This is a genomic window from Flectobacillus major DSM 103 (assembly GCF_000427405.1).
GTDB lineage: Bacteria > Bacteroidota > Bacteroidia > Cytophagales > Spirosomataceae > Flectobacillus > Flectobacillus major.
Genome location: NZ_KE386491.1, coordinates 4,541,854 through 4,555,965 on the forward strand (window position 1 = coordinate 4,541,854; position 14,112 = coordinate 4,555,965).

Below are 14,112 nucleotides of genomic sequence, written 5' to 3' on the forward strand. Positions count from 1 at the left end.
CTATCTTGAAACGCGGTTTATGAAATTCTATTCTGTAATTACCTTCAATCACAATAAAATAAACTAAAACCTTTTCTTTATGAGTAACAGTATTTGGCGAAAAAAACCACTAGAAGCGTATGCCGCTGACGTGAAAAACAACCAGTTGAAACGGGTGTTGGGCAAATGGGCATTAACTTCACTTGGTATTGGAGCAGTTATCGGCGGGGGGATTTTTACCTTGACTGGTATTGCTGCACACGACTGGGCAGGGCCAGCACTGGCATTGGCTTTTGTAATGGCGGGTGTAGCATGTACATTTGCAGCACTTTGTTATGCTGAGTTTGCATCTATATTACCTGTTGAAGGCTCGGCTTATGCCTATTCTTATGGTACTGTTGGTGAATTTTTTGCATGGTTTATTGGCTGGAATCTTATTTTGGAATACATGATGGGGGCTACTACAGTAGCGGTAGCTTGGTCAGGTTATTTTGAAAAACTCCTCCATTTATTCAATATTTCATTACCGATATATTTGACAAACGACCCCGTTACGGCTGCCGAAAAAGCTGAAAAATTAAGAGCTGCAGGCGAAGTTGTTCCTGATTTTGCTTTTGCTATTAACTTGCCAGCATTTTTGATTGTATGGGTAGTAACTTATATCTTGGTAAAAGGTATCAAAGAAGCTGCAAGTACCAACAACCTTATTGTAATTATGAAAGTAGCTGCTGTAATCTTTGTGATTGTAGTAGGTGCGTTTTACGTTGATACTGCCAACTGGCATCCATTTATTCCAGAACCAGTAACTGATGCTTCAGGTACAGTACATTATGGTTTCAATGGTGTAGTTACGGCGGCCAGTATTATCTTTTTTGCTTATATTGGTTTTGATGCTGTATCTACTCAAGCTGGTGAAGCAATCAACCCAACCAAAGATATTCCATTTGCTATTATCGCTTCGTTGTTGATTTGTACATTGTTATATATCTTGGTTTCTTTGGTATTGACAGGTATGGTTCGTTACGATACACTTGACTTGAAAGCTCCTGTTGCTTCTGCTTTTGCAGGTGCTGGTTTGCCTATTGCCATGTATATTGTTACTATTGCAGCTACAGCGGGTTTAACTTCTGTAATGTTGGTAATGATGCTTTCTCAAACTCGTATTTTCTTGGGTATGGCCAAAGACGGTTTGTTGCCAAGAGGCTTGTTTGGGGCAATTCACCCAACTTACAAAACACCTTGGAAATCAACCCTTTTTGTAGGTGGAATTGTGTCGGTGGTGGCAGCATTAACCCCAATCGACAAAGTATCTGAAATGTGTAGCTCTGGTACATTATTGGCTTTTGCTATGATTTGTGGGGCTGTTTGGTTATTGCGTGTTCGTGAGCCAAATATTGAGCGTCCATACAAAGCTCCATTTTTACCAGTGGTTGCTACTTGTGGTATTTTGTGTAACCTTTACTTAATGTGGGGTTTGCGTACAGAAACAAAAATTTCATTCTTGATTTGGGGTACACTCGGTATTATAGTATATTTTGCTTATAGCCGTACTCACAGTAATTTGCACAACAAAGGAGAATAGAAGTTGGTAAAAGATATACTAGAAAGTCCTCATGGTGTAATCACCATGAGGACTTTTTGTTGTTAAAAGCCCTATTCTTAGGCGTTCTGTTGTTCATGTTCTCTAAAACCTGTGGCAGTTAATTATTTTTAGCGTAATTTTGTGAGAAATTAATTTCATATCCCCATTAAGTTAGGCTGATACATAGCACAAAAATATATAATTCAACCTTAGCTGAAGGCATCAACCCCAAAGCTACTGAATATTCCGATGGCAAACATACACGAAGAAATACAAAAACGCCGAACCTTTGGCATTATATCGCACCCCGATGCTGGTAAAACAACCCTTACCGAAAAACTACTTTTGTTTGGTGGGGCAATCCAAACGGCAGGGGCTGTAAAATCAAATAAAATTAAAAAAGGAGCTACCTCCGATTTTATGGAAATAGAACGCCAAAGAGGTATTTCGGTAGCCACTTCGGTAATGACTTTTGAGTACAATGGCGTAAAAATTAATATCCTTGATACGCCTGGTCACAAAGATTTTGCCGAGGATACTTACAGAACCCTAACTGCTGTCGATTCGGTGATTTTGGTTATCGACTGTGTAAAAGGGGTTGAGGAACAAACCGAAAAATTGATGGAGGTATGCCGTATGAGGAATACCCCTGTGATTATCTTTATCAATAAAATGGACCGTGAAGGGCAAAACCCTTTTGATTTGTTGGATGAGTTAGAACAAAAACTAAATATCAGTGTTCGCCCGCTTACTTGGCCTATTAATATTGGGTCAAATTTTAAAGGGGTGTATAATCTCTACGACAAATCGTTGAACTTATTTAGTGCCAATAAAACCAAAATAGAAAAAGAAGTTGTAGCAGTAGATATTTGGTCGGAAGAGCTTGATAAAAGAGTAGGTGAAAAAGATGCTAATCAGCTACGTGAAGACGTTGAGTTGATTGAAGGCGTTTATGAAGATTTTGACCGAACAACCTACCTATCGGGCAATGTAGCTCCTGTGTTTTTTGGCTCGGCTGTTAATAACTTTGGGGTACAAGAGCTTTTGGATACTTTCTCAGAAATAGCTCCAAGTACCCAACGCCGTCAAACTGACGTTAGAATTGTAGAGCCTGATGAGAAAAAATTTACAGGTTTTATCTTCAAAATACACGCCAACTTAGACCCCAAACACCGTGATAGAATCGCTTTCTTGCGAATTTGTTCAGGTATTTTTGAACGAAATAAATTCTATAAACACGTTCGGTTAGATAAAAATGTTCGTTTTAATAACCCTTACAATTTCATGGCTCAGGACAAAGAGGTTGTTGATGAAGGTTTTCCGGGTGATGTAATTGGTTTGTACGATACAGGTAACTTCAAAATTGGCGATACGCTCACCGAGGGTGAAAATCTATTCTATCAAGGTATTCCAAGTTTTTCTCCCGAAATATTCAAGGAATTGATTAACCTTGACCCAATGAAGGCAAAGCAGCTCGAAAAAGGGATTGAGCAGCTTACCGATGAAGGGGTAGCCCAATTATTTACTCAAAGCCAGTTAGGTAATCGTAAGATTGTAGGTACAGTAGGAGAGCTTCAGTATGAAGTAATTCAGTACCGCCTTGAGCATGAATACGGAGCCAAATGTCGCTTTGACCATCGTGATATAGCCAAAGCTTGTTGGATAACATCGGAAGACCCCAAGAAATTAGCTGAGTTTATTCGCTTAAAAGGTCAGCAAATAGCTACTGATAAAGATGGTAACAATGTTTTTCTAGCTGAATCTGATTGGATATTGAGAATGAATATCCAAAATAATCCAGATATATTATTCCACTTTACATCCGAGTTTAAGAGAGCCGTAGAAGCCTAATTCATAATATAAAAAAGCCTCTTGAGTAGTTAATATTCAAGGGTTTTTTTTATAACAAAACGATAATGATAAATATCAAGAAGAAGTAATGGGTTTGTAAAATAAAGCTATACTTTGATTTATTATTGTATTCATCTTTTATGTTGATTATTCTGCATTTATTTTGTATTTTTTCCTTAATTTGAGTTATCGGCTCAGTATTTCATCCATTTAGAATGAACCGTTCAAAAGGTATTAAACAATTGTAACAGTATTCTTTGGAAAATAATTATAAATTGCAATTGTTTAGTAAATATTGATCCATTTAATAAGCTCTTTTTGATTATGAAAAAAATTGTTATCCTTTCTTCAATGCTGTTTATGACAGTATGTACAAAATCATTAGCTTCAACTTCTGAGTATTTTGTTGATGATGCCGCTATTGAAACAACGTTAAATCAAGGTGTAGAAGTAAATTACTTGACACCTGTGTCCAACGTAGAATCATCTACGCAAAATAGCCTTATGGCGGTAAGTAATGCTATGGCTTCGACATCGTCGGTAGCTGCTAGCAAAGACCCCGCTGTAGCATTCATTCTTGCTACATTTTTAGGAGGACTCGGTATTCACCGCTTCTATATGGGTACTGCTACACTAACGGGTGTGGGCTATATCTTAACCTTGGGTGGTTGTGGTATCGTAGCGTTTGTTGACTGGGTTGTATTGTTAATTGCCTTGGTAAATAACGAAGGTATCAGCAAATATGAAGATAACCCTAAGTTCTTTATGTGGGGAGGAAAATAATTTGAAAACTTTCAATCAGTAAAAAATTGAAATGCCGAGAATGTGATTTCTTGGCATTTTTTATTTGACTAAAGCATTTTTTACTTGTTGATAATATCGTTGTTTGAGTTGTTCGTTTTTTTGTTGAACCAATACGCCACTTCGCCGAACCCCACCAAAATAAAAGGCTTGGAAGAGACCAAAACCAGTAAAAAATCCTGAAAAATAATAGCCATCAACAACACTATAGATACCAAACCCGAGTGTTGCGGCCTGAAATACTAGCGAAATGACACCTTCGGCGGTATTGCCACTATAAAGCATTCCTGCTCCAGGTATAAAAGTAGCTAAGGTTTCAGCTTTTTTTACACTCCTAAAACGAGGTTTTTGAGCAAATGCAAATACATCATCAACATTTACTATAAGATGATGTTGTTGGGCATATTCTACCAATAAAGGCTTGGCTTCATCGTATCGAGCCAGTTTGGTTAAAGCCAGTATTTCCCAAAGTAAGGCTTTTTGGGTTAGGGTACTGTCTTTTACAAAGTATTTGAGCTGTTGAATATTGGTATAGCAATCTTCATACATATCGGCCAAAAAAGTACAAACAACCGCCTCGTACCGAAATAGAAATTGGCTGGTATCGGAAAGGTTGTTGAAATCAAACCTTTGTACGGTTTTTACAGCTTCATCAAATTGTCCTGCTGCTTTTTGGCCATACACTTTTTTTAGCAAGCATTCATTTTTTTGCCAAGCTTTAATATCGGCCGAAAGGCTGTCTGAATCGTTGTCTATTAATTCAAAATAACATTGTTCGTATGCTAAAATGGCTTCCTCAAATTGCTTATTTTTCAATAAACTATCGGCTTTTTGAAACCTTTGAGCATTTAGTTTAATTGAAAATTGTACGCAAAGGAATATGCATATCAAAAAGAATTTGTTCGTCAACTTTCTCATTAAATTCTTGTCGTTTTATTTTAACACTAAGGGCACTTCCCCAAATATTTCCTAGGTAAAAAAGGCTAAAAAGTCCACCATAAACAATAAACCTTGGGCTAGTAACACCATCTTTTCTAAGCCCTTCATAAGCCTGCAAGCCCAACAAGGTGTTTTGTAAAAAAGTAGAAATCGCTTGCCCAAGTTGCCCACCTGCATATATTTTGCCCGAGCCAGGAATAATAGCCGAAAAAAGAGCCGCCTTTAAAGGTGATTTTTTTTGTTGTTCCCGAATTGTTTTTTGGTAGTCGATAAAATTACCTTGTTGCTTCTGCAAAGGGTAATAGGTTTCGTTAAATTGTTTCTTGAGTGAATCAAATACCGTATGATTGCGTCGTAGCAAAGCTATTCCAGCCAACTCAAAAGTTTTGATAGGAGTACTAAGGCTGTCGGGGGCAATTGCCTGTAAAGTTAGCTCGGCCTCGCTGTAACGCTGTAAATAGCTATAGGAAATACTGGCAAAAAATAACGATTTGGTATAATTAAGACTGCTTTTGGGTACTGCCGAAAAATACTTGGTAGACGAATCTAATTGTCTAAGCGAATAATGCGAAAAACCTTTCCAGTAGTTTAAGTCCAAATCTTGTTGTAGACTTTGAGGGTATTTTCTTTGCCACTGGCTCAGCAACGTGAGGGCTTCCCTATGTTGGTCTTTTTCTAATAGGTATTGTAAAAATAAGCTATCTTTCTTGATTTGAGCCAAAGCAGTATGTCCGAGTATGAGCCAAGCTATCAATAAGCAATTGGGCTTTATACAATAGACAAGAATCGTTTTGAAATTCGATAAAATATACGTCATGCTATCATTTATACATTTTGGGCGTGTCTATTACCTTGCCTTTTTGATTAATTCGGAAAGGATTAATAGTAGTAGCACTAATACGATTACAGCGGGCAAGGCGGTCGGCACTAAGGGCCAACCCTTTGAGAATACCATATTCTTTGATGGCTTCTCGGCTAAATCTTGAGCAAGATAATTCGTAAAGGCAATTGGCCGAAAACTGGGGTGAAATAACCTTTTGATAAACCGTTAAAGAGCCATTGAAAAACCAAAGCAGTGGGTTGTAGCGTTGAGTTTTAGGGCTAGCCTGTGTAACAGTGCTAGATACGCTATCTTTAGTTGACAAGTAAGATAAATCGGTATCAAGGTTCTGAGCCAATAAATAGCCATTGCTCAAGAAGGTTACTATTGCCACGAGTAAGCCTTTATTTAACCACTTTTGCATTGTTAGGAATGGTAAAATTCAACAAATTGTTATTTACGGCCTCGTTCACTTTTACATCTGAATAGGTCGTTTTGGAAATAACAGAGTCTTTTGCTGTGAAAAAATCTATTTGAGTAATAGCCAAAGGAAAGGTTATATCACCGATATTCTGGTAATTATAATAATAAACCTTTTTCATAACTTGCCCATTGGCATCTATATACTTGGTATAGATAGGATTTGAGCCATTATGCACCAATTCTACTTGCTTGATACTTTTGCTGAGTTTGGATGGTGCAAGCCAAGTACTAATCATAAGATTTTTGTCAAACTTGGTGGCTTTATTAACAAAGCCCATGCCTCTAAGCCCTAAATCAGATTTTTGGTTGTTGAGAAAATAGAAAAACTGAGTAGTTTCGGTGCTAAACATATAATTGACCTGTTGCATCACCGTATTTTTGGCAGGGTCATAAATACTAACCTCGCCCTTAGAGTTGTTGATAATATATTGGTCGTTGGGTTGTGTAAAATGGCTTATCATTTTACCACCAGCCAATTGATACCCAATTTCGGCTTTGATGGTAGCAGTTTTCCCTGATTTGCTTGAGCGGGACACCATATTAACGCTAATTTTCTTGACACTATTTGAAGATACAATCAGGGCTGAGGATACAAGCCCAATAAAGCTCAATACAGTAAATAATGATATTTTTTTTGACATAGTTATAGGAAATAAAAAACCAAATTTACTTTCTTGGATACATAAAAGAAAGCAAATTTGGTTTTATGTAATAGTACTTCTTCGGATTAATTAGCAGGGGAGCATTACAATTGCTGGGTTTTGAGCCTAAATGCTTAATTACCAGGCCATTATTGAGGTTGATGATTCAGATTTGTACTACTCCATTACTTGCTGATTAGTATATGATAGTTTTTTGAAAATCAGATTGTTAGAAATTAAAAGATACGCCAGCCTGTATCCATGAGCCTCCCCAACCTACTTCGGCATAACCTCCAAGGTTTTCGGACAGAGGCATTCGTACACCTGCTCTTGGATTAAAAAACGGTAGGGTACGGTTGGCATAGGTAACTTGACCGTTTTGGTTGTTATAAACATAGTTATTTCTATCAAACAACAAGCCCACACTTAGAGCCACGTATGGGTCTATCGAGTTGTCGTTGATTCTGAGGGCATCACCCAAGTGATATGCTCCTCTGGCACCCACCCGCAACTGACCGTAATTGTAGTTGCCACTATACCCTGTCAATAGGCCTGCATTATAGTAAGTATAGCCAATCATGGGGCCAATACCAATGTTGTCTTGAATCCCAAATTCGGCGTTGGCATATCCTCCAAAAGCAAGTAATCCTATGCCTGCATTGATGATTCTGTCGCCTTGTTGCAAAGCTTGTGAAGATGCTAAATAAGGTGTAATCATTAACAAAAATGCCACCAAAAAAGATTGGATGTGTTTTTTCATTGTATAAATTGATTGTAAAGTTTAATAAATGCTTACGTTTATTAAAAACTTGTAGAAAAGATAAATTATTATTGAAAATCGAGTAAACGGCATTGAATAGCAAAAAATAATGCTTTTGACCACCTATTTATACACAAAAAAAGCTACAAAGCCTAACCGACGTTAGAACCTTGTAGCCAATGATACTAGTTGATATAGTATTTTATTTCAATCCTAAATCTTCTTGAATAGCCGTAACTTTTGCTTTTAGGCTTTCTAAGGTTGCATTAAAGTCGTCTGGATTCACCAAAGGAGCATTTACCGAAACATAGAATTTGATTTTGGGTTCTGTACCCGATGGACGAGCAGAAACCTTTGAGCCATCGGCCAAAATCAACTGAATTACGTTTGATGATTCCATTCCCAAACCTTCTGGAATAGCTGTAATATCGCCTGTTTTCAGGTCTTTTGACGTTAAGTTTTTATAGTCCAATACCGTTACAGGTTCAGAGCCAGCTACCGAAGTTGGTAAATTTGCACGAAGGTTAGCCATCATTTGTTGGATTTCTTCGGCACCAGCTTTACCTTTTTTGGTCAACGAAATCAAACCTTCATAGTAAAAGTTGTTTTCTTGGTACATTTCTGTCAAGAAGTCAAACAACGACTTGCCATTATCTTTAGCGTAAGCTGTTAATTCGGCAATCATAGCACACGATGCCACAGCGTCTTTATCGCGTACGGCATCGCCAATTAAATAGCCATACGACTCTTCTCCGCCACCAATGAATTGTTCTTTGCCTTCTAGCTCACGAATAACCGCCGCAATGTATTTAAAGCCAGTAAGGGTATTATAGCATTTTACCCCTTTAGTTTCACACATTTTGTCGATAATATTGGTTGTTACAATGGTTTTGGCCACAAACTCTTTGCCAGTGAGCTTACCTGCTTTTTCCCATGCACCCAACAAATAGTAAATAATCAAGCTTGCCATTTGGTTACCATTGAGCAATACCCATTCACCTTGAGGGTTTTTTACGGCAGCTCCTACACGGTCGGCATCGGGGTCGGTAGCAATTACTAGGTCGGCATCTATATCCTTTGCCAAGTTCATGGCCAAAGTCATGGCTTCGGTTTCTTCGGGGTTTGGATATACCACCGTCGGGAAATCGCCATTAGGTTCTGCCTGAGCTTCTACGATGTTGACATTTTCAAAGCCTAATAAAGCCAAAGCTTTTGGTACTAATGTAATACCAGTACCATGAATAGATGAATAAACAATTTTGAGGTCTTTTTGACGAGCAATTACATCAGGATTAATACTATTGTGCTGAATGGTTTTTAGGTATTCCTTGTCAATTTCTTCGTCGATAAGCGTAATTAAGGCTTCATTCCCAACAAAGTTGATAGCATCAACCGAAGTAATATTGTTTACTTCTGCCACGATATTTTTATCGTGAGGGGCTACTACTTGCGAGCCATCGCTCCAATAAGCTTTATAACCATTGTATTCACGAGGGTTGTGCGAAGCAGTGATTACCAAGCCAGCATCGCAGCCCAAATGGCGTACCGCAAATGATAATTCAGGGGTTGGGCGTAAAGCCGAAAATAAATATACTTTGATGCCATTGGCCGAGAAAATATCGGCACAAATACGGGCAAAATAAGGAGAGTTATTACGAGAGTCGTGGGCAATAGCCACTTTAATTTCTTTGTCGGGCAGGCTTTTTTTAAGGTAATTAGTGAACCCTTGCGTAGCAGCTCCGACAGTATATTTGTTCATTCGGTTTGAACCCACACCCATTTCCCCTCTCATACCACCTGTTCCGAATTCTAATGCTTTGTAAAAAGAGTCAGTAAGTTCTGTTTCTTTTCCTTCGTCCAAAAGCGATTGGATTTTTGCTTTTGTGTCCTCATCATAGTTACCTGATAGCCATGCATCAATATTTTTTTGGGTAAGAGCGTCTAAACCTGTTGACATAGTTTTAAGTTAAATTTGAGAATATTTGAAATAATTATTTTGCACAAAGGTTGTCTATCTTTTTTTCATAATTGACAGTAAAGCAAATATAAAAATTATTCTGAACTTGCTAATTCCCGTTAAATAATTTAGGTCAAAAAGACCAATATGTCTTTCTTTTGTCCAATAAAAAAACCACTAGAGTAGCTAGTGGTTTAGTATTTAGGATAAAATTTTGAAAAAATATAAATGTTTTTAAAAAAACTTTATCACAAAAAAGGCATTAAACTATTAGGAGGCTTGCTTAAATTTCGACAAGCATTGCACCATGCGAATAGCCACCGCCAAAAACAGTAACAATAATTCTTTCTCCTTTTTTGAAAGTACTTTTCTTTTCGTCTAGGGCAATAGCACAACCGGCACAACCTGTATTACCAAGGTATTGAATATTCGATACCATTTTGTCTTCGGTAATTCCCAAAGTACCTGCTACATTTTTGGTAATACGCAAATTGGCCTGATGCGGAATCACATAAGCTATATCATCGACAGTCAGCCCATTTTTTTCCATTACTTGCTTGCTTACTTTTGGCATATAAGTACAAGCATTGATGAACACATCTTTACCATAAGGCATAATCAAGCCTTTTTGAAGGGGCTTGAGGGTTACACCTTCCGATGCCTTACCTACATTGGCAGCACCACCTGTAATAAGGTCTTTGATTTCCCAGTTGACATCGCCAGTTTTGTCTTTAGCAATCGAAATCACCGCAGCACCATCGCCCCATAAGTGGCCAGCTTTGGTGTCGTCTTCGTTGTTGTAGGCTGTATTATGTTCCGAAACCACCACTAGGGCTTTGCTTGCTTTGTTCATGGCAAAATACCCTTGTACAATTTCGATGGCATTAAGCAAAGAAGAACACGCCGACGAAATGGTTACTACAGGTATTTCAGAGATATTCAAAGCGTTTTGAACCGCATGAGCCAAGGTAAATATATTATCGTGTGGTGTATAGGTAGCACCTACAATTAAATCAACTTCAGAAATGTCGTAAGGTAAAGTATCAGTAATTTTTTTTGCTGCTTCCAATGCCATTGTATGGGTGTTTTCTTCAGCAGATGCTTTACGACGCTCACGAATTCCTGTTCTCTCACTTATCCATTCGTCAGTCAAACCATTAAGTTCTTCAAAATAGGCATTTGTAATGACTTGTTCGGGCAGGTAGCTTGCAATTGCGTTAATGAACATTACGTGTTAGTTTAGGATATTGAAATTTGATAATACTACCAACATTTAGTTGCTAGGCCAGCACTACGCTGTTGCCTTTTGCCAAATCTTCAAGATAACTATCCTCTTTAGATTTTGTAAAATATAAGATGCTTCAGTGGTTTTTACCACAAAACATAGATACAATACCTAATAACTATTGGTGGTTTTTATCAATCACAAATCAAAGTTTAATAAAAAACTTATTTTAGGGATTGAAATTTAATACAAAGGAAATTAATGTTTTGGCATAGTACAAGAAAATATTAGAAAAATGTAATTTATACTTTTAAAAGTACTATAGTTTTTTGTATTATTTTGATGTTTTTTGGATAAAACTTATAAATGTCAGAAAGACGGCACAATATTACTAAAATCTTAATAAGAATCAAATTAAAGACTTAAACCCTAGGTAATTAGATAGACCAAATAGGCTTTGTTAATCTTTATTTGACGATATATCCTGATTGACAACGACCGAATATTATCATTTTTGCAATTCTTATGGCATATTTGTGTTCTGAAATCACTATTTCTTCCATATTCTGTGAAAGTAACTATTCTGAGTACCTTCGATACTTTTGGCGGAGCATCCATTGCTGCGTCTCGCTTACATACAGCATTAATGCAGCATGGCGTTGATGCCAAAATGCTTGTACAAGACAAAAAAGGAAAGGAGGATAATGTCTTTTCGATTGCCAATAATTGGTTTACCCAAAAATGGGCTTTAGCTCGTTTTGCAGTCGACCGTTACCAATTTGCCCTATACGAAAAATCAAAAGCTGTTCGATTTGTATTTTCTCAAGCCCAAATAGGTACAGATATAAGCCATGAACCACTTGTTTATCAAAGTGATATTTTACATTTGCATTGGATTAATTTTGGTTTTTTATCCTTACAATCTATCCAGCAATTAGCTCGTTTAAATAAACCTTTTGTCTGGACTTTGCACGATATGTGGGCTTTTACGGGTGGTTGTCATTACAGTGGCGAATGTCACAACTACCAACAAGCTTGCGGCAATTGTGCACTTTTTTTGAAAAACCCAGCCGATACAGATTTATCCAGAAAGGTTTGGGAGCAAAAAGCTCAGCTTTTTCCACAAATGAACCTTACTGTAGTAACCTGTAGCGAATGGTTGGCTCAGAAAGCTCGAACAAGTTCGCTTTTGAAAAACGTAAGAGTATTGTCGATTCCTAACCCAATTAATACCCAATTGTTTTGCCCAATACCCAAGCATGAAGCCAAACAACGCCTTTCATTATTGCCCAATAAGCAATATATTTTGTTTGCAGCCATGAAAATCAGCGATGCCCGAAAAGGGTTTGCCTATTTCGAGAAAGCTATTCAACAGATAATCGAGCATAACCCAGCATGGAAAAATACCGTAGAATTATTGGTTTTTGGGCAAGCCAACGCCGAAGACTTTGAGCATTTGCCATGCGGCGTTAGGGTATTAGGACGACTAACCAGCCTACAGGTAATAGCCGAAGCGTATTCGGCTGCAAGTGTTTTTGTGATTCCATCGTTGGAAGAGAATTTGCCCAATACAATTATGGAGGCAATGGCCTGTGGTACACCTGTGGTAGGTTTTGATACTGGAGGAATTCCCGAAATGATAGAGCATCGGTCAACAGGTTACTTGGCTAATTATCAGTCTGAAAGTGATTTGGCTACAGGAATTGAGTGGGTTTTGAATAACACTGAATACGAAGAACTATGTAAAAATGCCCGCAAAAAAATCGAACAAGAATATGCCCAAGAGGTAATTGCCGCTCGTTATGAGGCATTGTATGATTCATTATTAAAATAATTTTTTGTGAGAAAAATATCTATAATAACCATTACTTACAATGCTGAAAAGTTCTTAGAAAGAACCATTCAGAGTATTTTGGCTCAAACGTGCCAAGATTTTGAATATATTATTGTTGATGGTAAATCGAAAGATGGCACATTGGCAATTGCCCAAAAATACCAAGAGCGAATCAATATTCTGGTTTCAGAACCCGACAAAGGGCTTTATGATGCCATGAACAAAGGGCAACAGCTAGCTAATGGCGATTTTGTATGGTTTATGAATGCTGGCGATGAAATCAACGATATACACGCTGTGGAGCAAATATATCAGCAAATAGATGATGATACTGACGTGTTGTATGGCGATTCTTATTTTGTAGATGATTTGGGAAATATCCAAGGATTACGCTCGGAGGTAACACCTCACCGTTTACCGCATCATCTTACTTGGCAAGATATGAATCTTGGAATGTTAGTTTGTCATCAGGCTTTTATTGCTAGTAAAAGAGTTGCTCCGTTATATTGGCAAGAAAACCTAAGTGCCGACATTGATTGGGAAATCGAATGTTTGAAAAAAGCCAAAGGAATCGTGCTTTTAAATTTTGTGGTGGCTAAATACCTTACTGGAGGGATTTCAAACAAGCAGTTAAAGCGTTCATTGATAGATAGATATAAGGTTTTACAAAAACATTTTGGAGTGTTAGGGGCTATTGGGTCTCATTTGCTTATACTTGTCAGAGGAGTATTCCTGATGCTTAGAAAGGGAGGGAAGTATTGGTAGGCAATACCAAAAAAGCTCTGGCTTCCAAAGACATTAATAGTTCTTTTGAGTAAAATAACAAAGCACGCTCACGTTCAGCAAATTCACTACCCAAAAAGGCATTGCAAGTTTCGAGTAGTGCCTTCTCTCGCCCAAATCTATCCAAGAAAGCGTCTACCGTTTTCAACCAAAACCACGTGAGGGTTTCGTGGTAGCCCCTCTCAAAACTCACAACCCCACCCACCGAGCTATTGAATAAAATAATTCTTTGTCGAACCAACAGCATTGCCTGCGTCAGATTGTACTGACGCAAATACCAAACGCCCATTGCCAAATGAGCCTCGTGTGTCCAAGCCTCAAGAGGTAAGGTACAAGTATTGAATTTTTCGATTAAGGATTCAATTTCGGATTCGGAGTGGAAAAGTCGCATAGGGTTTTGTGATTGAGAAAATCCTAAAGTAAACCTATAAATACAGTAGTTTTCGTTCCAGCTTAC

General features: G+C 37.8%; 13 protein-coding genes. 5 read left to right on the plus strand and 8 right to left on the minus strand.

Annotated features, from left to right (window positions below; genetic code table 11):
- Window positions 1-79 precede the first annotated feature (79 nt).
- The 3 genes from FLEMA_RS73610 (at window position 80) to FLEMA_RS73620 (ending at window position 4,195) form a co-directional block, all read left to right on the plus strand.
- Entirely contained in the window at window positions 80-1,561 is a 1,482-nt protein-coding gene (locus FLEMA_RS73610) for an APC family permease (protein WP_044173381.1), read from the plus strand.
- A 249-nt stretch (window positions 1,562-1,810) separates the two neighbouring features.
- A complete protein-coding gene (locus tag FLEMA_RS73615; RefSeq protein ID WP_044173383.1) occupies window positions 1,811-3,412 on the plus strand; it encodes a peptide chain release factor 3 in 1,602 nt (533 codons plus the stop codon).
- Between the two features lie 324 nt (window positions 3,413-3,736).
- Window positions 3,737-4,195 carry a TM2 domain-containing protein gene (locus FLEMA_RS73620; protein ID WP_044173384.1) on the plus strand — a complete coding sequence of 153 codons (459 nt, stop codon included), beginning with the start codon at window positions 3,737-3,739 and terminating at the stop codon, window positions 4,193-4,195.
- A gap of 60 nt (window positions 4,196-4,255) precedes the next feature.
- Here the strand turns inward: FLEMA_RS73620 and FLEMA_RS0151140 are convergent, their stop codons facing one another.
- From FLEMA_RS0151140 to FLEMA_RS0151185, 7 genes are all read right to left on the minus strand, one after another.
- On the minus strand, window positions 4,256-5,029 hold the full coding sequence (locus FLEMA_RS0151140; protein WP_026997131.1) for a hypothetical protein: 774 nt from the start codon (window positions 5,027-5,029) through the stop codon (window positions 4,256-4,258).
- A gap of 37 nt (window positions 5,030-5,066) precedes the next feature.
- On the minus strand, window positions 5,067-5,969 hold the full coding sequence (locus tag FLEMA_RS73625; RefSeq protein ID WP_144080151.1) for a tetratricopeptide repeat protein: 903 nt from the start codon (window positions 5,967-5,969) through the stop codon (window positions 5,067-5,069).
- A gap of 4 nt (window positions 5,970-5,973) precedes the next feature.
- On the minus strand, window positions 5,974-6,396 hold the full coding sequence (gene yidD, locus FLEMA_RS76305; RefSeq protein ID WP_052354242.1) for a membrane protein insertion efficiency factor YidD: 423 nt from the start codon (window positions 6,394-6,396) through the stop codon (window positions 5,974-5,976).
- Window positions 6,377-7,096: a LolA family protein gene (locus tag FLEMA_RS0151155; RefSeq protein ID WP_044173389.1), complete on the minus strand. Its 720-nt coding sequence runs from the start codon at window positions 7,094-7,096 to the stop codon at window positions 6,377-6,379. Before FLEMA_RS0151155 ends, yidD begins: the two co-directional genes overlap by 20 nt.
- Window positions 7,097-7,325: 229 nt before the next feature.
- Complete coding sequence (locus tag FLEMA_RS0151170; protein WP_026997134.1) at window positions 7,326-7,856, minus strand: hypothetical protein; 531 nt, start codon at window positions 7,854-7,856, stop codon at window positions 7,326-7,328.
- A gap of 202 nt (window positions 7,857-8,058) precedes the next feature.
- Window positions 8,059-9,813: a phospho-sugar mutase gene (locus FLEMA_RS0151180; protein WP_026997135.1), complete on the minus strand. Its 1,755-nt coding sequence runs from the start codon at window positions 9,811-9,813 to the stop codon at window positions 8,059-8,061.
- 283 nt (window positions 9,814-10,096) lie between these two features.
- Window positions 10,097-11,041: a 3-oxoacyl-ACP synthase III family protein gene (locus FLEMA_RS0151185; protein WP_026997969.1), complete on the minus strand. Its 945-nt coding sequence runs from the start codon at window positions 11,039-11,041 to the stop codon at window positions 10,097-10,099.
- A gap of 565 nt (window positions 11,042-11,606) precedes the next feature.
- Between FLEMA_RS0151185 and FLEMA_RS73635 the strand changes: the two genes are divergently transcribed.
- Window positions 11,607-12,872, plus strand: coding sequence for a glycosyltransferase family 4 protein (locus tag FLEMA_RS73635; RefSeq protein ID WP_044173391.1), 1,266 nt, complete (start codon window positions 11,607-11,609; stop codon window positions 12,870-12,872).
- Window positions 12,873-12,878: 6 nt separating this feature from the next.
- Window positions 12,879-13,637, plus strand: coding sequence for a glycosyltransferase family 2 protein (locus FLEMA_RS73640; protein ID WP_044173393.1), 759 nt, complete (start codon window positions 12,879-12,881; stop codon window positions 13,635-13,637).
- Here FLEMA_RS73640 and FLEMA_RS73645 read toward each other — a convergent pair.
- Window positions 13,612-14,046: a hypothetical protein gene (locus FLEMA_RS73645; RefSeq protein WP_044173395.1), complete on the minus strand. Its 435-nt coding sequence runs from the start codon at window positions 14,044-14,046 to the stop codon at window positions 13,612-13,614. The two genes, FLEMA_RS73640 and FLEMA_RS73645, sit on opposite strands and share 26 nt — an antisense overlap.
- Window positions 14,047-14,112 lie beyond the last annotated feature (66 nt).

Excerpts from the sequence above, each read along its gene's own strand:
- FLEMA_RS73610 (WP_044173381.1), top strand. The coding sequence starts at position 80 with ATGAGTAACAGTATTTGGCGAAAAAAACCACTAGAAGCGTATGCCGCT.
- FLEMA_RS73620 (WP_044173384.1), top strand. The coding sequence starts at position 3,737 with ATGAAAAAAATTGTTATCCTTTCTTCAATGCTGTTTATGACAGTATGT.
- FLEMA_RS0151155 (WP_044173389.1), bottom strand. The coding sequence starts at position 7,096 with ATGTCAAAAAAAATATCATTATTTACTGTATTGAGCTTTATTGGGCTT.
- yidD (WP_052354242.1), bottom strand. The coding sequence starts at position 6,396 with ATGCAAAAGTGGTTAAATAAAGGCTTACTCGTGGCAATAGTAACCTTC.
- FLEMA_RS73645 (WP_044173395.1), bottom strand. The coding sequence starts at position 14,046 with ATGCGACTTTTCCACTCCGAATCCGAAATTGAATCCTTAATCGAAAAA.
- FLEMA_RS0151185 (WP_026997969.1), bottom strand. The coding sequence starts at position 11,041 with ATGTTCATTAACGCAATTGCAAGCTACCTGCCCGAACAAGTCATTACA.
- FLEMA_RS0151170 (WP_026997134.1), bottom strand. The coding sequence starts at position 7,856 with ATGAAAAAACACATCCAATCTTTTTTGGTGGCATTTTTGTTAATGATT.
- FLEMA_RS73615 (WP_044173383.1), top strand. The coding sequence starts at position 1,811 with ATGGCAAACATACACGAAGAAATACAAAAACGCCGAACCTTTGGCATT.
- FLEMA_RS73625 (WP_144080151.1), bottom strand. The coding sequence starts at position 5,969 with ATGACGTATATTTTATCGAATTTCAAAACGATTCTTGTCTATTGTATA.
- FLEMA_RS0151180 (WP_026997135.1), bottom strand. The coding sequence starts at position 9,813 with ATGTCAACAGGTTTAGACGCTCTTACCCAAAAAAATATTGATGCATGG.